19 protein-coding genes, 1 tRNA gene and 1 pseudogene are annotated in these 23,658 nt (G+C 47.5%); 15 read left to right on the top strand and 6 right to left on the bottom strand.

Going from position 1 to position 23,658, the window contains the following annotated elements; genetic code table 11:
- Nucleotides 1–2: 2 nt before the first annotated feature.
- Nucleotides 3–1,463 (bottom strand): beta-Ala-His dipeptidase, encoded by a 1,461-nt coding sequence (gene pepD, locus ACCC84_RS20530; protein ID WP_088499876.1) that lies wholly within the window; start codon nucleotides 1,461–1,463, stop codon nucleotides 3–5.
- A 336-nt stretch (nucleotides 1,464–1,799) separates the two neighbouring features.
- Here pepD and gpt point away from each other — a divergent pair, with 336 nt between their 5' ends.
- The 9 genes from gpt to ACCC84_RS20485 all read left to right on the top strand — a co-directional run bounded on the left by gpt (nucleotide 1,800) and on the right by ACCC84_RS20485 (nucleotide 9,917).
- Complete coding sequence (gpt, locus tag ACCC84_RS20525; protein ID WP_004954923.1) at nucleotides 1,800–2,258, top strand: xanthine phosphoribosyltransferase; 459 nt, start codon at nucleotides 1,800–1,802, stop codon at nucleotides 2,256–2,258.
- 250 nt (nucleotides 2,259–2,508) lie between these two features.
- On the top strand, nucleotides 2,509–3,756 hold the full coding sequence (gene frsA, locus ACCC84_RS20520; protein WP_004954919.1) for an esterase FrsA: 1,248 nt from the start codon (nucleotides 2,509–2,511) through the stop codon (nucleotides 3,754–3,756).
- 60 nt (nucleotides 3,757–3,816) lie between these two features.
- Nucleotides 3,817–4,218, top strand: a complete 402-nt coding sequence (gene crl / locus ACCC84_RS20515; protein ID WP_039991088.1) for a sigma factor-binding protein Crl — start codon at nucleotides 3,817–3,819, stop codon at nucleotides 4,216–4,218.
- Between the two features lie 110 nt (nucleotides 4,219–4,328).
- Nucleotides 4,329–5,432, top strand: coding sequence for a glutamate 5-kinase (proB, locus tag ACCC84_RS20510; RefSeq protein WP_198773402.1), 1,104 nt, complete (start codon nucleotides 4,329–4,331; stop codon nucleotides 5,430–5,432).
- A 9-nt stretch (nucleotides 5,433–5,441) separates the two neighbouring features.
- The gene (proA, locus tag ACCC84_RS20505) at nucleotides 5,442–6,695 is read left to right on the top strand and encodes a glutamate-5-semialdehyde dehydrogenase (RefSeq protein ID WP_371902219.1); all 1,254 of its coding nucleotides are present in this window, start codon (nucleotides 5,442–5,444) and stop codon (nucleotides 6,693–6,695) included.
- A gap of 191 nt (nucleotides 6,696–6,886) precedes the next feature.
- Nucleotides 6,887–6,962 (top strand) — tRNA-Thr (locus ACCC84_RS20500).
- 163 nt (nucleotides 6,963–7,125) lie between these two features.
- Nucleotides 7,126–8,364: a tyrosine-type recombinase/integrase gene (locus ACCC84_RS20495; RefSeq protein WP_371902218.1), complete on the top strand. Its 1,239-nt coding sequence runs from the start codon at nucleotides 7,126–7,128 to the stop codon at nucleotides 8,362–8,364.
- Nucleotides 8,365–8,806: 442 nt separating this feature from the next.
- Nucleotides 8,807–9,505: an HNH endonuclease signature motif containing protein gene (locus ACCC84_RS20490; protein WP_060571112.1), complete on the top strand. Its 699-nt coding sequence runs from the start codon at nucleotides 8,807–8,809 to the stop codon at nucleotides 9,503–9,505.
- A 1-nt stretch (nucleotide 9,506) separates the two neighbouring features.
- Nucleotides 9,507–9,917, top strand: a complete 411-nt coding sequence (locus ACCC84_RS20485; RefSeq protein WP_004129411.1) for a hypothetical protein — start codon at nucleotides 9,507–9,509, stop codon at nucleotides 9,915–9,917.
- Between the two features lie 485 nt (nucleotides 9,918–10,402).
- Here the strand turns inward: ACCC84_RS20485 and ACCC84_RS20480 are convergent, their stop codons facing one another.
- The 3 genes from ACCC84_RS20480 to ACCC84_RS20470 form a co-directional block, all read right to left on the bottom strand.
- A complete protein-coding gene (locus ACCC84_RS20480; protein WP_060571148.1) occupies nucleotides 10,403–11,320 on the bottom strand; it encodes a restriction endonuclease in 918 nt (305 codons plus the stop codon).
- A 585-nt stretch (nucleotides 11,321–11,905) separates the two neighbouring features.
- Nucleotides 11,906–13,192: a hypothetical protein gene (locus ACCC84_RS20475; protein WP_273868772.1), complete on the bottom strand. Its 1,287-nt coding sequence runs from the start codon at nucleotides 13,190–13,192 to the stop codon at nucleotides 11,906–11,908.
- A 2-nt stretch (nucleotides 13,193–13,194) separates the two neighbouring features.
- Nucleotides 13,195–14,280, bottom strand: coding sequence for a nucleoid-associated protein (locus ACCC84_RS20470; protein ID WP_273868773.1), 1,086 nt, complete (start codon nucleotides 14,278–14,280; stop codon nucleotides 13,195–13,197).
- Between the two features lie 346 nt (nucleotides 14,281–14,626).
- On the opposite strand from ACCC84_RS20470, the gene arsR reads away from it, so the two are divergent.
- From arsR to ACCC84_RS20440, 6 genes and pseudogenes are all read left to right on the top strand, one after another.
- Nucleotides 14,627–14,974, top strand: a complete 348-nt coding sequence (gene arsR / locus ACCC84_RS20465; protein ID WP_273868775.1) for an As(III)-sensing metalloregulatory transcriptional repressor ArsR — start codon at nucleotides 14,627–14,629, stop codon at nucleotides 14,972–14,974.
- 47 nt (nucleotides 14,975–15,021) lie between these two features.
- Entirely contained in the window at nucleotides 15,022–15,384 is a 363-nt protein-coding gene (gene arsD, locus ACCC84_RS20460; protein ID WP_273868776.1) for an arsenite efflux transporter metallochaperone ArsD, read from the top strand.
- A 17-nt stretch (nucleotides 15,385–15,401) separates the two neighbouring features.
- Entirely contained in the window at nucleotides 15,402–17,153 is a 1,752-nt protein-coding gene (arsA, locus tag ACCC84_RS20455; RefSeq protein ID WP_273868778.1) for an arsenite efflux transporter ATPase subunit ArsA, read from the top strand.
- Nucleotides 17,154–17,201: 48 nt separating this feature from the next.
- Nucleotides 17,202–18,490: pseudogene (gene arsB / locus ACCC84_RS20450) on the top strand (arsenite efflux transporter membrane subunit ArsB).
- A gap of 12 nt (nucleotides 18,491–18,502) precedes the next feature.
- The gene (gene arsC / locus ACCC84_RS20445; RefSeq protein WP_273868780.1) at nucleotides 18,503–18,928 is read left to right on the top strand and encodes a glutaredoxin-dependent arsenate reductase; all 426 of its coding nucleotides are present in this window, start codon (nucleotides 18,503–18,505) and stop codon (nucleotides 18,926–18,928) included.
- 218 nt (nucleotides 18,929–19,146) lie between these two features.
- Nucleotides 19,147–20,184, top strand: a complete 1,038-nt coding sequence (locus tag ACCC84_RS20440; protein ID WP_371902217.1) for a S66 family peptidase — start codon at nucleotides 19,147–19,149, stop codon at nucleotides 20,182–20,184.
- Between the two features lie 403 nt (nucleotides 20,185–20,587).
- Here the strand turns inward: ACCC84_RS20440 and ACCC84_RS20435 are convergent, their stop codons facing one another.
- Nucleotides 20,588–21,640, bottom strand: a complete 1,053-nt coding sequence (locus ACCC84_RS20435) for a hypothetical protein (protein ID WP_259118642.1) — start codon at nucleotides 21,638–21,640, stop codon at nucleotides 20,588–20,590.
- Between the two features lie 141 nt (nucleotides 21,641–21,781).
- A complete protein-coding gene (locus ACCC84_RS20430; protein ID WP_273868792.1) occupies nucleotides 21,782–23,152 on the bottom strand; it encodes an FRG domain-containing protein in 1,371 nt (456 codons plus the stop codon).
- Nucleotides 23,153–23,658: the final 506 nt, after the last annotated feature.

Below are 23,658 nucleotides of genomic sequence, written 5' to 3'. Positions count from 1 at the left end.
CATTAACCGCGTTCGGGGATCGCTTTCAGCAACTGGGTCAGCAACTGCCAGTACAGGCCGACGCTGCCGATGTGCACTTGCTCATCCGGCGAGTGCGGCCCGGTGATGGTTGGTCCGATGGAAACCATATCCATCTGCGGATAAGGCTTCTTGAACAGACCGCATTCCAGACCGGCGTGGATCACCATAATGTTCGGCGTCTTGTTGAACAGCTGCTGATACAGTTCGCGCACCAGATGCATTACCGGTGAGTCCGCATCCGGCTGCCAGCCCGGGTAACCGCCCTTTGGTGCCACGTTGGCACCTGCCAGTTGGCCCAGCGCGGTCAGCATACCGACCACATAATCCTTGCCGCTGTCGATCAGTGAACGAATCAGGCAGATGATTTCCGCTTCCTGTTCTCCGGTGGTGACTACGCCGAGGTTGAGTGAGGTTTCAACCACGCCTTTCACCGCGTCGCTCATGCGGATCACGCCGTTTGGCGTACCGTTGAGCAGCGCCAGGAAACGGTGCTGGCTGTCAGCGTTCAACGCTTGCAATGCGCTGGTGGTTGGCTCCAGCAACACGGTAATGTTCTTTTCCTTGGCGGACAGCTCGTTTTGCAGCGTTGCCAGGAACGCCTGGCTCAGCGCTTTCAGTTGGTCAACCCGATCGGCCGGTACTGCCACGCAGGCAAAGGCTTCACGTGGAATGGCGTTGCGCAGCGTGCCGCCGTTCAGTTCCAGCAGGCGCAGGTTCAACTGCGGTGCATGATCAAACAGGAAGCGTGCCAGCAGTTTGTTGGCGTTACCCAGCCCCAGATGGATATCGGCACCGGAATGGCCGCCTTTCAACCCTTTGAGGGTCAGCTTCAGCGTTTGGTAACCGGCTGGCAGCGCTTCGCGTTGCAGGGGCAGGGTAGTGATGAAGTCAATACCACCGGCGCAACCCATATAGATTTCGCCTTCTTCCTCGGAGTCGGTGTTGATCAGGATCTCCGCCTGCAGCCAGTTGGGTTGCAGACCAAAGGCGCCGTCCATGCCGGCTTCTTCGGTCATGGTCAGCAACACTTCCAGCGGGCCGTGCTCAACGCTGTCATCTGCCAGCACCGCCAGTGCCGAGGCCATGCCGATGCCGTTGTCGGCGCCCAGCGTGGTGCCGCGAGCCTTGATCCATTCGCCGTCAATGTACGGTTGAATCGGATCTTTGGTGAAGTCGTGCTGCGTATCGTTGTTTTTCTGCGGCACCATGTCCAGGTGCGCCTGCAAGGCGACCGGCTTGCGATTTTCCATGCCTTTGGTGGCCGGCTTGCGTAGCAGAATGTTGCCAACGGCATCGCGTTCGGCGTGCAGGTTTTTTTCTTTTGCCCATGAGAGGATGTGCTGTGCCAGCTGTTCTTCATGGTAGGACGGGTGAGGAATAGAGCAGATTTTGGCAAAAATATCCCACAGCGGCTGTGGTGAAAGTTGAGACAGTTCAGACACGTTAAGTCTCCTGTTACGGCATACGTCAGGTGGCGGCAATGCCGTGCGGTTAGGTTAATGGGTATCTGTGCGTCTTCGGCACGATAGGCAGAGAATATCACTTTCTTTTACCGGGTGCGCGTACCGCATTGCGCTGTTTATTTGCGGTAACGCTGGTGTTTGGCCGGTGAGGCAGGCGCTTGGCAGCATCATTCACCTGCGTTTGTCCGCAAGGAAATCCGCATCAATTCCTCGGTTCAACTGGTATTCATCGCAACCAGTCTCTATAATCTCGCGCAACCTTTTTTCCCCTGATCACTGAGTAAGCCACTTCAATGTTGGCTGGGACACCATTCTATGAGCGAAAAATACGTTGTTACCTGGGATATGTTGCAAATGCAAGCGCGCAAACTGGCGCATCGCCTGCTGCCTGCCGATAAATGGACCGGCATCATCGCGGTAAGCCGCGGCGGCCTGGTGCCAGCGGCACTGTTGGCGCGCGAATTGGGTATTCGCCACGTCGATACCGTCTGCATTTCCAGCTATGACCATGACAACCAGCGCGAAATGAAGGTGCTCAAACGTGCCGAAGGCGACGGTGAAGGCTTTATCGTGGTAGACGATCTGGTGGATACCGGCGGCACGGCCAAAGCCATCCGCGAAATGTACCCGAAAGCCCACTTTGTCACCATCTTCGCCAAACCTGCCGGTCGCCCGCTGGTGGACGACTATGTGGTCGATATCCCGCAGGATACCTGGATCGAGCAGCCGTGGGACATGGCGGTGAGCTTCGTGCCACCGATCGGCGGCCGTTAATCCCCTCGACAAGACGCGCCGCGTTGACCCGCCTGTAGCGATTGACGGCAACGATAGCGCAGAGGCGTATTTCGCCTGTTACAACGCCCGGTTATGCCGGGCGTTGTTATATTCACTATCGGTCATCTTCTGTAAATTCCCCGCTATCGTCCGGGATATTTTGGTTTCTCGCCGCAGAGTTAGGTACACTACCTTCCGTTAAGTAGGCTTTTTGCAGCCTACGACCAGCTTTACGGAGGCTGTTGTTACCATGGCACAAGCCAACCTTTCTGAAATTCTATTCAAACCTTCATTCAAGCACCGCGAGACATCGACGCTGATCCAGCGCGCGCATCACGCCAAAGCGGCCAGCCTGCATACCCCGCTGGAGGGTGACACCGCCAACAACTGGTATCGGATGCTCAACCAACTGTTATGGACCTGGCGCGGAGTTGATGCGCTGGAGATCGTTGAAGTGCTGTCGCGCATTGCGGCGTCCGACGCCGAGCATAGCGACTCACAGCTGCTGGATACCGTGGTCGGTTACCGTAACGGCAACTGGATTTATGAATGGGTGCACCAGGGGATGCAGTGGCAGCAACGGGCCGTTGAACAGCAGGACCCGCTGTTGGGTGGCCAGTATTGGCTGAACGCCGCTAATTTTTACAGCATCGCCGGCTATCCGCACCTGAAGGGAGATGAACTGGCCGAGCAGGCGGAGGTGCTGTCCAATCGCGCCTACGAAGAAGCCGCGCTGCTGCTGCCGTATCAACTGAAGGAGCTGTCGTTCAATATTGAAGGTGGCAGCCCGATTACCGGCTTTCTGCATATGCCGGACAACGGCAAGGCGCCGTTCCCAACGGTACTGATGTGCGGCAGCCTCGACACCTTGCAAACCGATTATCACCGCCTGTTCAGCGATTATCTGGCGCCGCGCGGCATTGCCATGTTAACGATTGATATGCCGTCGATAGGTGCCTCGTCCAAGTGGAAGTTGACGCAGGATTCCAGTTTTTTGCATCAACAGGTGCTCAGGCAACTGCCTTCGGTGGCGTGGATCGATCATCAACGCGTTAGCGCCTTTGGCTTCCGGTTTGGTGCCAATGTCGCGGTGCGGTTGGCGTATCTGGAGCCGCATCGGCTGCGCGGCGTTGCCTGCCTCGGCCCGGTGGTGCACAGTATTTTGTATGAAGCGCGTAACCAGCAGCGGGTGCCGGATATGTATATGGATGTGTTGGCCAGCCGTATGGGGATGGCTGCGGCCTCCGATCAGGCGCTGAAAATGGAACTGAACCGTTATTCGCTGAAAATGCAAGGCTTGCTTGGCCGCCGCTGCCCAACGCCGATGCTGGCCGGATATTGGCAACAGGATGCGCTCAGTCCGAAGGAAGAGTCGCAGCTGATCGTCTCCTCCTCACTGGATGGCAAACTTTTGGCTATTCCGCGCAGCCCGGTGTACCGGAGTTTCCACCAGGCGCTATTGCAGATTAGCGGGTGGCTGAGCGATAAAATGCGTTAATTAGTTGCTAAATTTTAACAGTTTGTTAAAAAGAGTGGTCTACATTGAGGAGGTTGAAGCATGACATTACCGAGTGGTCACCCTAAAAGCCGACTAATGAAAAAGTTTGCCAGCTTAGGGCCGTACCTGCGTGAAGGGCAATGTGAGAACGACCGGTTTTTCTTTGATTGTCTTGCGGTCTGCGTCAACGTGAAGCCTGCGCCAGAGAAGCGTGAGTTCTGGGGCTGGTGGATGGAGCTGCGGGCAGAAGCGTCGCGTTTTACCTACGCTTATCAGTTCGGACTGTTCGACAAAGAAGGCGTATGGAAAGCCGAAAAGATTAAAGACGCTGAAGTAAATGACAAGCTGGAAACCACGCTGCGTGATTTCCATCAGCGTCTCGGCGAACTGTTGGCCACCATGAATCTGACGCTGGAACCGGCGGATGATTTCAAAGAGCACCCCATCAAACTCTCTGCTTGAGTCAATTTCTGCGGACATTTGAGTTGAATTCGCGTTGTGCCTGTTGGCATAACGCGTCTCTCCTGTTACAACGTCCTTTGCATTTCTTCTTCTTTCAACGGCGAATAATTATGAACGGCAGCCAGACATTGGTTGTGAAATTGGGCACCAGCGTGTTGACCGGCGGATCGCTGCGTCTGAATCGTGCCCACATTGTCGAGCTGGTGCGCCAGTGCGCACAGCAACATGCGGCGGGACACCGCATTGTCATCGTGACCTCCGGCGCGATTGCCGCCGGCCGTGAACATCTCGGTTACCCCGAACTGCCCGCCACCATTGCCTCCAAGCAGTTATTGGCGGCGGTAGGGCAGAGTCGCCTGATTCAACTGTGGGAACAGCTGTTTTCCATTTATGGCATTCACGTTGGGCAAATGTTGCTGACGCGTGCCGATCTGGAAGATCGTGAGCGCTTTCTCAATGCGCGCGACACCATGGGGGCGTTGCTGGATAACCGCATCGTGCCGATTATCAATGAAAACGACGCGGTTGCCACCGCTGAAATCAAGGTTGGCGACAACGATAACCTGTCGGCGCTGGCGGCTATTCTGGCCGGCGCGGATAAACTGCTGCTGCTGACCGACCAGCAAGGGCTGTATACCGCCGACCCGCGTAATAACCCCCAGGCCGAGCTGATCCGTGAAGTACACGGCATTGACGATGCGCTGCGCGCCATTGCCGGCGACAGCGTTTCCGGCCTTGGCACCGGCGGTATGGGTACCAAATTACAGGCTGCCGACGTAGCGTGCCGTGCCGGTATTGACGTGATCATCGCCGCCGGCAGCAAGCCCGGTGTGGTTAGCGACGTGATTGACGGCAAACCGGTCGGCACCCGTTTCCACGCGTTGGAAACGCCGCTGGAAAATCGCAAGCGCTGGATCTTCGGCGCGCCGCCAGCAGGTGAAATCACCGTAGACGACGGCGCGGTCGACGCCATTATGGCCCGCGGCAGCTCGCTGTTGCCCAAGGGCATTCGCGACGTGAAGGGCGACTTCTCCCGTGGCGAAGTGATCCGCATCCGCAATCTGGCTGGGCGCGATCTGGCACACGGCGTCAGCCGTTATAACAGCGATGCGATGCGCATGATTGCCGGCCACCATTCGCAGGAAATCAGCCAGATTCTCGGTTACGAATACGGCCCGGTGGCCGTACACCGCGACGACATGATCGTAAGTTAAGGAGTGAGCATGCTAGAGCAGATGGGGAAGGCCGCCAAGCGGGCTTCCTGGCAGCTGGCGGTGTTGAGCACGGCGAAAAAGAATCAGGTGTTGGCGGTGATGGCCGACATGCTGGAAGCCAACGGCGAAGCGATTTTAAAGGCCAATCAACAGGATATGGCGCAAGCACGCGCCAGCGGCATGAGCGAAGCGCTGCTTGACCGCCTGCTGTTGACCCCGGCGCGCCTGACGGCGATTGCCAACGACGTGCGTCAGGTCTGTCGCCTGAGTGACCCGGTCGGCCACGTGCTGGACGGTAGCCTGCTGGACAGTGGCCTGAAGCTGGAACGCCGCCGTGTGCCGTTGGGCGTGATTGGCGTGATTTATGAAGCGCGGCCGAACGTCACCATCGACGTCGCCAGCCTGTGCCTGAAAACCGGTAATGCAGCGATCCTGCGCGGCGGCAAAGAGACGCACCACACCAATCAGGCGACGGTGAGGGTGATTCAGCAGGCGTTGGAACAGTGCGGCCTGCCGGCAGCTGCGGTACAGGCGATTGATAGCCCTGACCGGGCGCTGGTGAACGAACTGCTGCGGCTTGACCGCTACGTCGATATGCTGATCCCGCGTGGCGGCGCCGGCCTGCACAAACTGTGCCGTGAACAGTCCACCATCCCGGTCATTACCGGTGGTATCGGCGTATGCCATATCTATGTTGACGACAACGTGGATTATGACAAGGCGTTGACGGTGATCGAAAACGCCAAAATCCAGCGGCCGAGCGCCTGTAACTCGGTGGAGACGTTGCTGGTTAATCGCGCCATTGCCGACAGTTTCCTGCCGGCGCTGAGCGCGCGGATGGCCGAGTGCGGCGTGACCCTGCATGCCAGTGATAACGCCATGCCGTTGTTGCAGGCCGGGCCAGCCAAGGTGGTGGCCGTCGCGGCGGAGAATTACGACGATGAATGGCTGTCGCTGGATCTGAACGTGACGCTGGTGGACGATGTCGATCAGGCCATCGATCATATTCGTACCCACGGCACCAGCCACTCTGACGCTATCCTGACGCGTTCATTGAGCAACGCCGAGTACTTCGTTCGTGCGGTGGATTCCTCGGCAGTGTACGTCAACGCCAGCACGCGCTTCACCGACGGTGGCCAGTTTGGCCTGGGCGCAGAAGTGGCGGTGAGTACGCAGAAACTGCACGCACGCGGCCCGATGGGCCTGGATGCGCTGACCACCTATAAATGGATTGGTTATGGCGACGATCTGGTGCGTAGCTAACGCCTGACAGTTACCATAAGGCACACCTCAGGGGCGCAGTTTTGTGCCCTTGAGCCATCAATATGTGACCCTGCAAAGTATACGGTTGATGAGAAAATCGACGTCCGGTTAGCAGACTATTGACTCACCGGGCGCTTTTGCATAAGTTGTTCGACGCACTCTGGCCGGCACTCGCTGGTCAGGCTCCCAAAGCCGATATAGCTCAGTTGGTAGAGCAGCGCATTCGTAATGCGAAGGTCGTAGGTTCGACTCCTATTATCGGCACCATTTCAAACTCTTCCCAAGTCTACCGAAATCAACTAAAAGCCCGTATACTGCGGTTTCTGGCCAGTATCTTATCTCCTGTTATCAACTGGACTCAACCGAAATCAAGTCGCAGTTGGGGGCATAAGTGGGGGCATTCTGTGTTCGGTCCAGGGAGATGCCCCCAATGAAGCTTAACGCACGACAGGTAGATGCTGCTAAACCCAGAGAGAAAGCCTACAAGCTAGCTGATGGTGCAGGCTTGTATCTCGAAGTTGTTCCTTCTGGTTCTCGATACTGGCGGATGAAATATCGCTTCAATGGAAAAGAGAAGCGTATGGCTTTTGGTGTCTATCCGGCAGTGTCCCTTGCACAAGCGAGGGCACTACGTGATGAAGCCAAAAAAAAGCTGGCCGAAGGTATCGATCCATCGTTTGCCAAGAAAGAAGAAAAGCTGGTTCGGGATGTGCAGCTCAATAATACGTTTCAGGCTGTGGCGCTTGAATGGCACGGAACGAAGGTGAGCCGGTGGTCAGAAGGCTATGCCTCTGACATTATCGAAGCCTTCAATAAAGATATTTTCCCCTATATTGGCCAACAGCCGGTGAATGAAATTAAACCGTTGATTCTGCTTAATGTGCTGCGTCGAATGGAAAGCCGTGGCGCGACAGAGAAGGCCAAGAAGGTTCGCCAGCGCTGCAGTGAAGTCTTTCGTTACGCCATAGTTACCGGTCGTGCGGAATACAATCCTGCAGCGGATCTTACCAGCGCGATGTCAGGGCATGAATCGAAGCATTATCCCTTCCTTACCGTTGAGGAGTTACCAGACTTCTTTAAAGCTCTATCTGGCTATACAGGCAGCCCGCTGGTTGTTCTTGCCGCACGTTTGCTGATCCTTACGGGAGTTCGCACCGGTGAGCTTCGAGGTGCTTTCTGGAGCGAGTTTGATCTTGAGAAAGCGGTGTGGGAAATCCCTGCTGAGCGTATGAAGATGAAACGGCCCCACCTTGTGCCCCTGTCTACCCAAGCGCTGGAAATCGTACAGCAACTTAAAGTGATGTCAGGGCAATATCCTCTGGTGTTTCCTGGCAGGAATGATCCCCGCAAAACGATGAGCGAAGCGAGTATTAATCAGGTATTTAAGCGGATTGGTTATACGGGGAAGGTAACAGGGCATGGCTTCCGCCACACAATGAGTACGATTTTGCATGAAGAAGGGTTCAATACGGCGTGGATTGAAACCCAGTTGGCTCACGTTGATAAGAATGCGATTCGTGGGACGTACAACCATGCGTTGTATCTGGATGGGCGGAGGGAGATGATGCAGTGGTATGCAAACTATATGGCTGAGTTGCAAAAAGGGGAGACACTAAAAAGGAATATTCTCGAAACATATAAAATAGCTAAAAGACATCTAGATCTCTAGGAGGCTATTTTCATTCGGAGTATCTTAGATACCTCTTTTCTTGATAGTTAGTTTTGCACCAAAAACAGACATTCTGATTGCAAAGTAATTTAGCAATTTTAATAGAATTAGATTCGTAATTTTTTTATAGGGGAATATTGGTACATTATAAATAAAAAGAATGTTATTGTCACTTTTTACTGAGTGTTGTTTTTTTTGATCCATCTCAAAGATTTTAGATTTGATGTTTTTCTCCATGCTTAGGCACTAGCTACTTTACTGATTTATTGCTATTTTAAAATAACTAAATCAGTTTGGCGTCATTGGGGTTTAGTATGTGTTGTTTTTAGTTCCACATCATTTTATGTAATTCAATAGTATGTTATTGTCGTTGGAATTACATATTATTTATTACAAAAAATAAAAAAAAATTGCGCAAAATTTTTGACAAGTAGGCATACGCATGGCAATTTCAGAAAAAGCGATAAAGATTTTATGGTCTAATGCTGCTGGTATATGTTCTTTTAGCGGTTGCAATGAAAAACTTTCAGTAGCGGAGGCTGCTGAAGGTGCCCCATATACTATTGGGGAGATGGCACATATAAAAGGGAATAGACCAGGTTCCAATCGCTATGACATTGAACAGCCTGCTTCTGAACGAGATAGTTACGAGAATCTTATTTTACTCTGTCCAACCCATCATACATTAATTGATAAAGTTGAAAACGTTGATAGATTTAGCGTTGAAATTCTCCATGAAATGAAAAGAGAACATGAGGTGTCGATTTCTAACCGATTAGCTATTATTAAATTTGAGTCTGCTGATAAACTGAAAGACCAAATTTCTACATACTTAGCTGAAAATCATCAAAGTTGGGAACAATATGGGCCTTTATCGGATAATGCTAAAAAGAATCCTAACAGTGAGCAAATTTATGCCGTATGGACATCTGAACGCCTCTCAATAATCGTTCCTAATAATAGAGAAATTGTTAAAATTCTCCAGGGGAATAGAGAGTTGTTTTCTCGGAACGAGCAAAGATTAGTAAGTAAATTTATTCAACATGCTGAAAGCTATGAAAGATGGGTTAATGATGAAATACCTTATAACGCCATACAAAGATTTCCATTAGACTTTGAAACCTTAATTTTAGGAGAGTAATATGTCAGCTCATAATGATAAATTCCCATGGCTAAGTTACTATGGAAACTACAATTTCTTTGAGCAGAGAATGCATGAACATAGTAAAGTTACATCTTGTCATGAGATAAAAAAAGGGCTTTACAACATCCAATTAACTAATGGTAAGATGTTAAAAGTTTTTATCTGCGAGTGTTATTCATTTAGCACTGCAGAGTACGTAGAGTCTTGTCAGAATTATGGGGAGTTAGATGCAGTTATAATAAGTTCTAACTGGTGCGGATATAGTCTGGATTTAAAATATGAGTGCATGAAGAAAAATGTGGGGATTTTTGACATTAGAGGATTTATGGCTGCGATCAATAAAATGCAGTTCTGGGAATATATGACTGATTATGAAAAAGAGAAATTCAAAGAATATGGTTGGTTGTAACCCTTGAATGTGATTATTTATGGTTTTGGTTCTTTTTTTAAAAGCTCCGGAGATTTTAATGATGTGGATTTGTTAATAATTCATGATTCGAATAGTTACAAATCCTGTCTTGAAGCAATTTCATTGAAATCAGAAATGTTACTCAGAATATCTAACGCACATGTCACTATGCTATCAAAATCTGAGGAAGATAAATTTAACTTTATCGAGAAGTCTTTTGCAGTTCAATTGGGTGAGTACTCAGGAATAGAGAAAGAAATCATCGTAAGTGAGTTAATAGAAATAATGCAATCAATAAGAAATTATTAACTATAAAAAATATTTTTACAACTTCAACCCACCATATTTAAACTAAGTTTAAATGCCGAGTGGGAGTTTATTATTATAGATATCAATACACATTAAATTCGCGACATGAAATAACTATATATCTTAAAGTATTGTCCGTAATTGGTCATCAATATATCAAATACTCTTACTTTTTATCACCATACTTTTTTTCGAAGCCAACGGGTCAACCCGCTTTCCAAAATAATCTCTGATAGTTTTTCAGGCCCAATTAATGTAACACCGTCAATTTGTTGATCTTCATTCAGCGGACCACTATGCCAGACAAAAAACATTCTGTCGTAGGCATCACATTCATGGAATCTTTTTACATATTCATCCAACGTAGCATTGTCTGCTATGGACTTAACTTGAACCAATGCATTTTCGCGAGTTGTCGGTAGTTCCAATACAAGGTCAATCGTTTTTTGCGTTTTGCCCAGACTACCGACTCGTCGCCATCCACTTTGAGAAAATATAAGGTCTACTAGCAACTCGAAGTCTTGCCATGTCAATAGCTTACAAAGTTGACGAATTGAATTCAGATAGCTAGTTTCGGCGAGATCAAACTCAATAATTTCAGGCGAATATTCATCATTAATTTTTCGGATAACATATTCGGCTTTTTTAACATTACAGATAGTGCCTCTGAATCCATGGGTTGCATTCAACTCACCATTTATTGAACTAATAGTGAAAATTGTCCCGTTGATGCTACGATTGTGCCATCCATCAATAGTCTGACGAATTCTGCTGCCATCCTGAAGAACAGTGACGTCGCCTGTTGGTCTGCACCAATAAAGAAAACCACCGTAGAAGGTGATAAAGACAGTATCTTCCTGAGCAGTATAAAACACTTTTATCTGGTTAAGGTCACTAGTAGCTGTACCCGTTTTACTTCCCCTGATGATTTTCCATATTTCATGAACCTCAGCCCATTTACCATCTATACAGAGTTGATTTGGTGTCTCGTGGTAGCCAAATTTTATGATACCAGTATCAATACATTCGGCTTCCCATTTTCCACCGGGACCTAGTTTTATATATTTCACATCGGAAGGACTGATTTTTTTCACAACTAGCCTTAAATCCCAAAGGTTATATGACTTTTTTATCACTAAAACCCTCCTGAATCAATGAATCAATGAATCAATGAATCAAACGGATACCATTTTGTGTGTCAAGGCATTGAGTTAATCACAGGAAACTATATATCACGTTTGTGATAAACACCCATAAATCGGTATTTGTGCCATACTTAATCCACTTCTCGCTCAAAGCAGACTAAGCAAGCAATGACCGCCATATTCAAGTTCCGGTTGAGATGATATTTTACATAGGGGAGTTTCTACTTCAGTGCATTCTCCTAATAACCTGATTGGAATATCGGACTGGCTATGTTTGTAAGATGCATTTGCGTTGCGAAACTAGTTATGGGGTATGGGCAATTCTGTATTCAATTGCATGTAGGTTTTTGTTAAATATTCTTTATAATCATAGTGTTAAGTTAATGATGTCATGCTGTCATATTCATTGCTATTGCTATTGCTATTGCTATTGCTATTGCTATTGCTATTGCTATTGCTATTGCTATTGCTATTGCTATTGCTATTGCCATTGTTAGCTAGCTAAATTTTATTTTTAAGTGGGCTTTTTTAAAATTAAGATAGTAATTGCTTCATGAATATTGATATATACTCATCGAATTTAATAACAATGGCTGGTTCAAATTTCGATAAATAAACTAATAATGAGAGGATGAATGGTGTGATTGATAAAATTAAAAAGATAACCATAACTGAGTTAAGTTTATCAGCCTGAGAAAAAAGATCTCTTTTATGGGAGGCTATAAGTTCTGACAGTTCACCAGATTTAGCCGATTTTGTATGGCTAAACAAAGCATCTATGGACGCCCTTATAGAATAAAGGACCTTCCTCTGATCTTGAATGGTAAATAATATTAACAGTGATGTGATTGCGACACCAATTAATGTGAGAATACTTTCAAATTTTTCTGATGATTTTAATATAGCAAGAGCAACACCTATGGAAATGGGAAGGCCGAAAAGTTTCCCTGAAATAGAGGATAGAGTATTTGATATTTTACTTGATACTGACATGTAATTTTCGGCAGCTTCTTTTTTTTGTTTCAGAAATGAAAAGTTCGTCAAATAGCATTCAAAATTACCGTAATATGTCTCTTTCAGGAGTTCCCAATGTTTAATTAATTTATTAAAATTGTCTTCCTTCCCATCTACTTCTCGTAGCACTTCGATTACTGAAACTCTAAACATTGATTGTTTTTCTTGAACATGAGCATTATCATTCTCATGATTATTGATATTATTAAAGACTGATAAATCTACGGCAGGGTAAGAAGCATTATCTATCGATATCTTTGGCTCAAGTACAATTGGAGGTGTTTTTTTAGAACTTCCGGTATCAATAAATACAATCTTAAGGCGGCCATTGTCATCAATTCGATCAATATAGTTTGCTAATTTGCTGAGTTCATTTATAAAATGAGAAAGTATTAATGTGTTTTTAATTTTTAGGTTGTCAGTTTTTTCTCCAAAAATATAATCTTCTTGAACAAGATATACATTCTCGACATCTAACCCCATGTTTAATTTGTTATCAAATGATAAAAAGACATCAAGTGAATCTACAAATTGAAAATCACCACCCGGTAAAGAAACCTTCAGTGTTACATCTGTATCATGATCAATATTGATGGGGAAGATATCACTGAAATAAGTCCCGGCATTTGAATCACTAAATAATATTTCAAAATCTGAGAGCATTGGATTATGTTCATCCCATAGCTCTTTTAGCTGCGTAAGGTTATCTCTAAGTTTTCCCTTGAAAACAAATTGAGAATCAGTCATGGCAGGTCTACCGAGCCCACGATATAAATTGACTAATTTTTCAAATTGTTGAGCGGACATAATTACCCTCTCTCTTTAAGAACAGCTTCTAATTTTTGTATGATATTTTCGTCTAGCTTCGATATTGTCAGTTTTTTATCTGCACGATTATACTGGATTACTGATCCTGGAGCTGTACCAAAAAATCGTCTTTCAAAGTTTAACTCCCACCCATTTGACTTAGCTTTTACTTTCGCACGTCTACCGAGCACAGCTCTGTTAATAGAAAACTCTAACGGTAGTCCAATTTCCTCACTATTAAGATAGGTTATAAAGTTATCCATATGTTCATACTTATCTGCAGGAACTGTACTTCTAACTGCATGGTCGATTTCGGTAAGAGATGCTAATTTACCATCTTCTTTTAATGTTAAATAATTGAGTACAGCATCATATGCTTTATTTTTATACGCAGTTAATTCTTTATTCGCTTCGAAGTATTGTTTAACCCCATTAAGTGCGCCATCAGTGGCTTTAGCAGAGGGAACACTATCTGAACATCCTAATGCTGCTACAAAATACCCCGAAGCATCTTGATTTATTTTAGGACTGACGAAAGCGAGATACGTAGGTTTTTCTTCTTCCGGTAATGTTTCATATTGATAATATCTATCAAAATTTACCCTTGCAGCCTGGTGTATCTTGGCCATGTCTATTTGAACGATCCCGACGGGCTTTAAATTTTCATCTAGCCGTAAAGCTTCTTTTTGCTTAACCATTGTAATAAGCATGAAGTTTGAGGTGCCACTTGTGTAATGAGCAAATACTATTGCTCCACCGGATGCGGCAACTCTCGAAGGGTCTTTTGCTTGCCGAGTAAGCTCGTTCATACACACAGTTGAAAATGTATGAAATGAATCAGGCTCTGCCTTACCGTTGTAATAGTCTTGGAAAGCATTAGGTACCCTGTAAGTAGGATCCTCAATGTCAAAAGTACCTCTTGCTGCTTGGTTTTCTTTTTTTCCAATTAAGTCATTCAGAGATTTTACTAATTCCTGCACATATTTGTCATCTGTAGGCAGAATCTGCTTAATAATAGCCTCAACGCGCTGTTTTCCACTTTCTTTTACTAGTTCGTGTATAACACAATGCCTTAACTGAAATGCCATTTTTATACCTATCATCAATATATCACTATAGTGATCAACCTAACTTCATAAAAAAGCTGAAAAAATCTCTTTCAGCTCCGAAGGTTGCCTGTTTCAGATAGTGTAATGTTTACGATTAAGCGTAAAAAGGTTTTTTTCTTGCATATATGAACAAAACGACAGTTTTTAGGGGAGAAGTTTGATTTTTTATACATGGTTTCAAAAGCTTCGTTAAGTAACGTAACTAAATCTGTACAGTTGCATGAAACTAGGCACTTAGATATCATGCATATGATAAAAAGCATGTGTTAATTTATATAATCCTAATTTGGAGTATGCTCACGGCAGGCATGATGGAGCGAATAAGATGTTTACTTCCCTACAACTCTTCAAAAACCTCTCCGATGTAACCCGTCTAGGGATCGTACTGCTGCTCAGAGAGATGGGAGAGCTGTGCGTCTGCGATCTCTGCACGGCGCTGGATCAGTCGCAGCCCAAGATCTCCCGCCACCTAGCAATGCTCCGGGAAAGTGGTCTATTGCTGGATCGCAAACAGGGCAAGTGGGTTCACTACCGCTTATCCCCGCATATTCCTTCCTGGGCCGCTCAGGTGATTGAGCAGGCCTGGTTAAGCCAACAGGACGACGTACAGGCCATCGCCCGTAAGCTGACATCGGCAAACTGCTCATGTAGCGGTAAGGCTGTTTGCATCTAAAAAATTTGCCTTAACATATATGTTTTTTCAAATGTTAGGTATTCAGAATGAAGACGTTAACGGTGTTTGACCCGGCAATGTGCTGCAGTACCGGTGTATGTGGCTCAGATGTCGATCAGGTTCTGGTCGATTTTTCTGCGGATGTTCAATGGCTGAAAGGGCGTGGGGTCCAGATCGAACGTTACAACCTGGCGCAACAGCCGATGAGCTTCGTTGAGAACGAAAAAGCGAAAGCATTCCTTGAAGCTTCTGGAGCTGAAGGGCTTCCGCTGCTGTTACTGGATGGTGAAACGGTGATGGCCGGGCGATACCCGAAACACGCTGAACTGGCTCGCTGGTTTGGTATACCGCTGGAAAAGGTGGGTTTAGCTTCCACCAGTTGCTGTGGTGGTAAAACTTCCTGTTGTTGAGTATGTCAGGAGGACATATGAAATTCTTACAGAATATCCCGTCTTACCTGTTTTTCACCGGTAAGGGAGGTGTAGGCAAAACTTCGATTTCCTGCGCAACGGCTATACGTCTGGCTGAACTGGGAAAGCGTGTTCTGCTTGTCAGTACCGACCCGGCTTCTAACGTCGGTCAGGTATTCGATCAGACTATCGGTAACACTATCCAGCCCGTGGCTGCTGTGCCTGGTCTTTCGGCTCTGGAGATTGACCCGCAGGACGCCGCCCAGCAATACCGCGCCAGAATCGTTGACCCAATTAAAGGTCTTTTGCCTGATGACGTTGTTAACAGCATCAGTGAACAGCTTTCAGGAGCTTGTACGACAGAGATTGCTGCGTTCGACGAGTTTACTGGCTTACTGACCGACGCTTCTCTGCTGATCCGCTTCGATCACATCATTTTTGATACTGCCCCAACGGGCCACACTATTCGCCTTCTTCAGCTTCCCGGAGCCTGGAGCAGCTTCATCGAAAGTAATCCGGATGGTGCTTCCTGTCTTGGGCCGATGGCGGGGCTGGAAAAGCAACGCGAGCAATATGCTCATGCGGTTGAGGCATTATCCGATCCTGAACGAACTCGCCTTGTGTTGGTCGCGCGATTGCAAAAATCCACATTGCAGGAAGTTGCCCGCACTCATGACGAACTGTCAGCCATTGGCCTTAAAAATCAGTATCTCGTCATTAATGGTGTCTTGCCTGCAGGCGAAGCAGAACGTGATGCACTGGCCGCTGCGATATGGCAACGAGAGCAAGAGGCGCTGGCAAATCTTCCTTCCGGGTTATCTGCATTGCCGACAGACAGCTTATACCTACAGCCGCTGAACATGGTTGGTGTCTCCGCGCTGAAAGGCCTGCTAAACGAATATACCGAATCAGTATCGCTTCCTGTACAGAGTATGCAGCACAAGCCAGAAAATATGTCTCTGTCTGCCATGGTTGATGATATCGCCCGTAGTGAACACGGTTTGATTATGCTGATGGGCAAAGGTGGCGTAGGTAAAACCACAATGGCTGCGGCTATCGCCGTCAGTCTGGCGGATAAGGGTTTTGATGTGCATCTCACCACCTCTGATCCCGCAGCACATCTCAGTACAACGCTCAATGGCGGCCTCAAGAATCTGCAGGTCAGCCGCATAAACCCTCACGATGAAACTGAACGCTATCGTCAGCATGTTCTTGAGACGAAAGGCAGGGATCTGGATGAGGCAGGGAAACGGCTGCTCGAAGAGGATTTACGTTCTCCTTGCACAGAAGAGATTGCGGTGTTCCAGGCGTTTTCACGCGTAATTCGTGAAGCGGGCAAACGGTTTGTGGTCATGGATACGGCACCTACCGGGCATACGCTATTACTGCTTGATGCTACCGGGGCTTATCACCGTGAGATTGCCAGGAAGATGGGGGATAAAGGTTATTTTACCACTCCGATGATGCAGCTTCAGGACCCGGAACGTACCAAAGTCCTGCTGGTCACTCTGCCTGAAACCACGCCTGTACTGGAAGCGGCAAACCTGCAGTCCGATCTGGAACGCGCGGGGATTCATCCTTGGGGCTGGATTATCAATAACAGCCTTTCGATTGCACAGACGCAATCGCCGCTGCTTTGCCAGCGCGCCCTACAAGAGCTTCCTCAAATCGAGGTTGTGAAAAACCAGCATGCAAGCCGCATAGCGTTAGTACCGGTAATGGCTGCAGAGCCCACTGGCATCGAGAAACTCAGAGAGCTGGCCGTTTAATTTTTTTTGTATATACAGGGCGGCAAAGCCGTCCTGTCTGGAGGATTTATGTTACTGGCAGGCGCTATTTTTGTCCTGACCATCGTTTTGGTTATCTGGCAACCGAAGGGATTAGGGATCGGCTGGAGTGCGACGCTGGGCGCGGTACTGGCGTTGATTTCTGGCGTTGTACATATAGGTGATATTCCTGTGGTAGGAATATAGTCTGGAATGCGACGGCGACCTTTATTGCCGTGATAATTATTAGCCTGTTGCTCGATGAATCCGGCTTTTTCGAATGGGCGGCGCTGCACGTTTCCCGTTGGGGCAATGGTCGTGGTCGTTTGCTTTTTACCTGGATTGTCCTGCTCGGGGCTGCGGTGGCGGCACTGTTTGCCAACGATGGTGCGGCATTGATTCTGACTCCAATTGTCATCGCCATGCTGCTTGCATTAGGTTTCAGTAAAGGTACTACGCTGGCATTTGTCATGGCCGCCGGGTTTATTGCCGATACGGCCAGTCTGCCGCTTATCGTGTCCAACCTGGTTAACATCGTTTCTGCAGACTTCTTTGGGCTGGGTTTCACTGAGTATGCGTCGGTAATGGTGCCGGTGGATATCGCAGCCATTATCGCCACGCTGGTGATGCTGCATCTGTTCTTCCGCAAAGATATTCCGCCGACTTACGACCTGGCACTCCTGAAAGCACCGGCAAAAGCGATTAAAGATCTGGCAACCTTCAGAACCGGCTGGATAGTGTTGATCCTTCTTCTGGTTGGCTTTTTCGTTCTTGAGCCGTTGGGTATCCCGGTCAGCGCGATTGCTGCTGTAGGGGCTGTCATTCTGTTTGCGGTGGCGAAGCGAGGCCATGCCATTAACACTGGCAAAGTGCTTCGCGGTGCGCCATGGCAGATCGTCATCTTCTCTCTGGGAATGTATCTGGTGGTCTATGGTCTGCGTAATACCGGACTAACAGAATACCTCTCCGGTGTGCTGAACGTGCTGGCAGATAAAGGACTTTGGGCCGCGACGTTTGGTACCGGCTTCCTGACGGCTTTCCTGTCTTCCATCATGAACAATATGCCTACCGTGCTGGTTGGTGCTCTCTCTATTGATGGCAGCACCGCAACAGGTGTTATCAAAGAGGCGATGATTTATGCCAACGTGATTGGCTGCGATCTGGGACCGAAAATTACACCGATTGGTAGCCTGGCAACGCTGCTCTGGCTGCATGTCCTTTCACAGAAGAACATGACCATCACCTGGGGATACTATTTCCGCACTGGGATCGTCATGACTCTGCCTGTGCTGTTTGTAACGCTGGCCGCGCTGGCGCTACGTCTCTCTTTCACTTTGTAATGAGATACTGATATGAGCAACATCACCATTTATCACAACCCAGCCTGCGGCACGTCTCGTAATACGCTGGGGATGATCCGCAACAGCGGTAATGAGCCGACCGTTATTCTTTACCTTGAGACGCCACCCTCACGAGATGAGCTGGTCAAACTCATTGCAGATATGGGCATTTCCGTCCGTGCTTTGTTGCGTAAGAACGTCGAACCGTTTGAGGCACTGGGTCTTGCAGAAGATAAATTTACTGACGACCAGTTAATCGATTTTATGCTGCAACATCCGATTCTGATTAACCGTCCGATTGTAGTGACGCCACTGGGAACTAAACTTTGCCGTCCTTCGGAGTTGGTTCTGGATATCATTCCGGAACGTCAGAAAGGAGCATTTAACAAAGAGGATGGTGAGAAAGTCATTGGCGAAACGGGGAAGCGTGTTAAGTAATCTGCCCACTTTAAAATATCGGACGCCTGTTAACGCTACGCGGGCGTCCACCTTTCGCTCATAGCAGACTTCGCAACGCTTCAGGCGGTCCGCTTTGTGCCAGAAGCGGACGTTGCTAAGGTTCATGGAAGAATAAGCGGTGTCTTCGCCTGCTGATTTTACATCCAGGCTTAATTTATGGATTATGGATTTCCACATGTTCTGAAAAGGATTTATACATGCGCGTCCTCTTCCCACCCAGGCTAGTTCCGGGAGATGTTATTGGTGTAACAGCTCCATCTTCTGGCGTACCTGAACACCTGCATCCCAGGTTGGAACTCGCCATCAAAAACCTAAAGAAAAAAGGTTTCCAAGTACGCGAAGGAAGCTGCTTACGCTCGCAGCACAAGAATAAAAGTTCCACTAAAATTTCTCGCGCTAAAGAATTAATGACTTATCTTACTGACCCAGAAATAAAAGCTGTTATGCCCCCTTGGGGAGGTGATCTGGCGATGGAATTGCTTGATTTGATTGATTTTGAACTATTAGCTCGGTCTAAACCAAAATGGTTTGTGGGTTTTTCAGATCTGAGTACACTTCATTTTCCACTGGCAACGATTTCGGGCTGGGCTACTCTGCATGGGCCAAACCTGATGGATCTTGGCGCTCAAAGGTTAGATGCCACCACTCAGGCTGTATGGGAGATTCTGGAATCGAATCGGGGAACAGTAATAAAACAGCACTCTTCAACAGCATTCCAGGCTGATGAAAATCAATGGGGAACAGCGTCAGATGAAGGTTTCAATCTGACCCAAAAAACACAGTGGAAACGCCTTGATGGTGTTACATCGTCTCTCACCTTTAGTGGAAAACTGATTGGCGGTTGCCTCGAAATAATATCGAGATTAGCAGGTACACCTTTCGGGAATTTACCTTTATTCAAGGCGAGCAATAGCGCTCAAGGAGTAATTCTCTATTTTGAAAATGTGGAAATGGCTCCCTGTGAATTAACTCGCGCATTAATTAGCTTACGATTACAGGGTTGGTTTGATAACTTAAAAGGTGTTCTTATAGGTAGAAGTGCTGCACCCGACATAAGCGACCCGACTAAACATAATTATCTGGATGCCCTTAAAGCCGTTTTTGAAAATGTTGCCGTGCCCGTACTGTATGATGTTGATATTGGTCATATACCTCCTCAAATCTCCCTGGTAAATGGAGCCGATGCGACGGTATTTTTTGCAGAAAATGGTAGTTCGGTAACTCAGCAGTTGTAGATAAGGTAGTTTTAATAACAAAGGCGGTCCTTGCTGTTCTTTTGCTCTTAAGGTCCGCTTTTCGCTCAAAGCTGTCCTTGGGCCTAACCTACGATAGCTTCGTGCCAGAAGCGGACATTACTAAGATAGTAACGTATCAAACGGTGGGACAAGTCATGCCAAGTGCGGAAGTGGCTAACAACCATCTGTGTTGTTCAACGGGGAACAGGTCATTCCATTGACCCGATCATTTATGTTGCGCTGACGCTTAGGTGATAAAAAGCCGCCTATGCCCGTCTATCTTTGGGGATCCGCAATGAAGTTGATTGTGAGGTTATTAGGCTAGGTCTTCTCATTTATAAGTTGGTGAAGTCGCAACGAATTAGCGAGCGACTTATCCCGATTAAATGTCTCACTATTACTCTTAATCGGTAAATTCATAGTTTGGCTGCATTGAGAAACGCCACAGAGGCAGGCCTCCCCCTTTGTAATCATCAGGGATGGTTACCGTGAAAAGTCTGACATTCTGCCGGGTGTCAACTGACCTGACCTGGCTGTCGTGCACAGTCTGCTCGTTAAAGGCCGACGTGACCAGCGAACTCAGCGTGCCTATAAAATCGAAACCCTGTCTTTTGTAATTTTCGTCGTCTTCCGGGGAAAATGTGTATCGGATGCTCTCAAGCTGACCATCAGTGAATATTGCCTCCGAACCGGGGCAGAGCCACTCTCCGTAGCGCATCAGATGAAACGCCGTGTTCATTTCAAATTTATCCGTTACTTCTCTGTCATTGCAGTAAATTTTAATCCCGCCAATTGTAAAATGGGCGATGCCTTCGGGACTAACTGAAACTTCTTTGGTCCGGTCGGGGATAAGCTCAAAAACCAGATCGGGCTCTGTTGCTATCGATAGGTCGCCCAGCAGGTACATCTCACTTTTTGCGAGCGCCGAGGCCGGCGTCAAGGTATGTTCACGCTCTAGCTCCTTCATTGAGGAGCGTGCAACCAGCGCCCACCGGCGCAGCATCCTGATGTAGATGGCGTAATAAACTGGAATACCATGGAGCTCACCGTAATTTTCAACCTTATCACTGTACGATTTCTTCAGGCGATAATCGTCAGTCACGTCATCCGCGTTAAAGTTTTTTACTTCCACAAAGATCTGACGGCGATCCTTCAGTATAATGCGGTAGTCAGGTGCCACCAGATCGGGATCGGCTGACATCATGTCTCCGGCGTCTTCCTGTTTAAGAAACTGGCAGTGGTTCAGTGCGGCGCAAACGTGTTTAAATAGGTTTTCTATTCTTTTCCCGTTCAGCAGAATTGGATTCTGATGGGAAGCGATTAATGACGTGGTGACCTTTTGTATAAAGTCATCCTGGTGCTCGGGGTTTTTAATATCGTAATTATAGATCTGGCCCAACGAGGAAAAAAGCTCAAAGGGTTCAAATCGTTCGGGATTCCTCTTGATTCTTTCCATTAATGACTCCGCAGCTAATAAATACAACGAAATGAGATCACTTGTTTCTCTGAAGTTACCTGAAAACTGCATTCTGCACGGCGATTAAAGCGGCTATGGGCCCATGCTGGCACACAGCCGTGCCGTGCGACTAGAGCGCTATCAGATTCGTCCATCGTATAGTTTTGCAATTTCCGTAGCCGCCTTTTCAATACCGGGGTACACCGTGCTTTCGTTAATGCCAAGGCGGCTCAGTTGCTGCATCAGATGCTCTTTGTTTCTAATAACAAGCTTTTTGATGTTCAGCGTACTGAGTCCCGTTTCCGGTAGGTCTACGTTTTCACCAAAGAGCAGGAAAGCGCCTGATTGGGACGAAATACGTGCGTTACTGAGCCGACCTTTGACCACAACAATTTTACTTAGATGGGCCGGATCGATGATGCTTTTGAAATAGGACTTTTCATCGCGGATCAGGTGTAGTAGTTGTCCGCACTCTTCAGATTCGTTAAACGCCGGAATGGTGAGATTAGTTTTCAGGCTGCTTTTGAAGCGAGAGGGAAGACGGGAAAGATTGGCTATGCAACTTACGGTATCCGAGTCGAAAAACTTAATTTCACTTTTGGGCGTCGTCAGAATAATGACGTTCCCGTCAATTTCATGATTATTTTCATCGTGCTTGATTTTAGAACCGGCAAAATATAGTGCGATCAAGGGGTTTGTTGATACATCAAGCAGGCGTGTGGGTAGGCCATAGTGTTGCATGCGCACGAGTTTATCTAGCATATACCGATCGTCTTTGAACTCGGCGGGCTGCACGGTCAGCAGCTCTGTTATCATGTCCGATTCGTGATGGCGGTAGCGATAGTTACCCTGAGTATCCTTGCGGAACAGTGAGGGTTCCAGTTGGTAGCTGATGTCCGAGTGACCGCGGTAAAATACCTCTTCATCGTTTTCCTGTGTATGATCGAGTATCACCTGCAAGTACTGATTGATATCCGCAATGATCTCTAGTTCTTCATTATTCTCCGGTGCTTCCGCACTCGCTGCTGCGGGCTCAACATTAGAATAACCTTCAAGGCCTAAAACACGCAGAATCTCATTTACGGCAATCTCTTTGACCGCCCAGAACGTTCTGTTTAGTCCGAAACTGCCCAACTCCAGCTCACTTACGTACTCTTTATCGCTGGTTAAGGGCTTGTAGCCGATATCACTGGTAATTTCATAATCAAACGCTAAAACTTTTTCTCTGTTATACACGGACGTACTTATCTTGCTGATTTTTCCTAAGCGGATGTGGCTGAAATAACCTATTTTTTCATTATCTTCATCGAATTCAATTTCTGGCTCGGACATAAATACAACGGGCAGTTCCTGAAGAAAATGATAGGTTTTTTCAGTCAGGGGAAGCAATCTGCTTCTGAGGGACTCTGGCGTGGATTCGAAGAGTCGCGACACTGGGAAAGAGTCATGGCCGCTGGGTTCAGAAAAAAAAGTGTAGTAGTTGGGGTTTCCGACAACGATAAGATTCAGCATACTTGCGATCCTCGCATAAGTTAAGTTTCGCTCTCATCATGCCAGACTTGATAATTATTTAAACATCAGCACTGCTGTTTATATTTCACACCTTTTTGATCCGAAACAACACTGCCATCGGTAAGCCTGGATGATACATTCTGAAAATTCATCAGAAAAAGTTACATCACGCTTTACTCCTGACGTATATCAGCACTAGCGTGCCATTGCGCACGCGCTAGCTATTTAGTAGCGCGTTTCGCCGGAAAGAGATTCGGTAGTCAATGACTATATTTCGCTCAAAGCGGACGAGCTAACCGAGCTTTAGGTCCACTGTGAACGAGGATCTGACTCCTCATGATCCCTTCCCAATATCGGTGCCAGGATAAATTAGAGATCCTGGCCTGTTGATCCCTTCCCAATATCGGTGCCAGGATAAATCAGAGATCCGGGCCTGTTTGCAGGCTTCGGATAAATTCTGCCGGAGTCTGGTTATTTAACGAGGAATGTGGCCGGCATTGGTTATA

The organism is Serratia odorifera, from assembly GCF_041448735.1.
GTDB classification, from domain to species: domain Bacteria; phylum Pseudomonadota; class Gammaproteobacteria; order Enterobacterales; family Enterobacteriaceae; genus Serratia_F; species Serratia_F odorifera.
Note: the sequence above shows the minus strand (reverse complement) of the source record. Positions and strands in the feature narration are given on the sequence as shown.

What these genes read in the sequence shown, in the direction of transcription:
- gpt (WP_004954923.1), top strand. Translation starts at nt 1,800, where the DNA reads ATGAGCGAAAAATACGTTGTTACCTGGGATATGTTGCAAATGCAAGCG.
- frsA (WP_004954919.1), top strand. Translation starts at nt 2,509, where the DNA reads ATGGCACAAGCCAACCTTTCTGAAATTCTATTCAAACCTTCATTCAAG.
- crl (WP_039991088.1), top strand. Translation starts at nt 3,817, where the DNA reads ATGACATTACCGAGTGGTCACCCTAAAAGCCGACTAATGAAAAAGTTT.
- proB (WP_198773402.1), top strand. Translation starts at nt 4,329, where the DNA reads ATGAACGGCAGCCAGACATTGGTTGTGAAATTGGGCACCAGCGTGTTG.
- proA (WP_371902219.1), top strand. Translation starts at nt 5,442, where the DNA reads ATGCTAGAGCAGATGGGGAAGGCCGCCAAGCGGGCTTCCTGGCAGCTG.
- ACCC84_RS20495 (WP_371902218.1), top strand. Translation starts at nt 7,126, where the DNA reads ATGAAGCTTAACGCACGACAGGTAGATGCTGCTAAACCCAGAGAGAAA.
- ACCC84_RS20490 (WP_060571112.1), top strand. Translation starts at nt 8,807, where the DNA reads ATGGCAATTTCAGAAAAAGCGATAAAGATTTTATGGTCTAATGCTGCT.
- ACCC84_RS20485 (WP_004129411.1), top strand. Translation starts at nt 9,507, where the DNA reads ATGTCAGCTCATAATGATAAATTCCCATGGCTAAGTTACTATGGAAAC.
- ACCC84_RS20475 (WP_273868772.1), bottom strand. Translation starts at nt 13,192, where the DNA reads ATGTCCGCTCAACAATTTGAAAAATTAGTCAATTTATATCGTGGGCTC.
- ACCC84_RS20470 (WP_273868773.1), bottom strand. Translation starts at nt 14,280, where the DNA reads ATGGCATTTCAGTTAAGGCATTGTGTTATACACGAACTAGTAAAAGAA.
- arsR (WP_273868775.1), top strand. Translation starts at nt 14,627, where the DNA reads ATGTTTACTTCCCTACAACTCTTCAAAAACCTCTCCGATGTAACCCGT.
- arsD (WP_273868776.1), top strand. Translation starts at nt 15,022, where the DNA reads ATGAAGACGTTAACGGTGTTTGACCCGGCAATGTGCTGCAGTACCGGT.
- arsA (WP_273868778.1), top strand. Translation starts at nt 15,402, where the DNA reads ATGAAATTCTTACAGAATATCCCGTCTTACCTGTTTTTCACCGGTAAG.
- arsC (WP_273868780.1), top strand. Translation starts at nt 18,503, where the DNA reads ATGAGCAACATCACCATTTATCACAACCCAGCCTGCGGCACGTCTCGT.
- ACCC84_RS20440 (WP_371902217.1), top strand. Translation starts at nt 19,147, where the DNA reads ATGCGCGTCCTCTTCCCACCCAGGCTAGTTCCGGGAGATGTTATTGGT.
- ACCC84_RS20435 (WP_259118642.1), bottom strand. Translation starts at nt 21,640, where the DNA reads ATGGAAAGAATCAAGAGGAATCCCGAACGATTTGAACCCTTTGAGCTT.
- ACCC84_RS20430 (WP_273868792.1), bottom strand. Translation starts at nt 23,152, where the DNA reads ATGCTGAATCTTATCGTTGTCGGAAACCCCAACTACTACACTTTTTTT.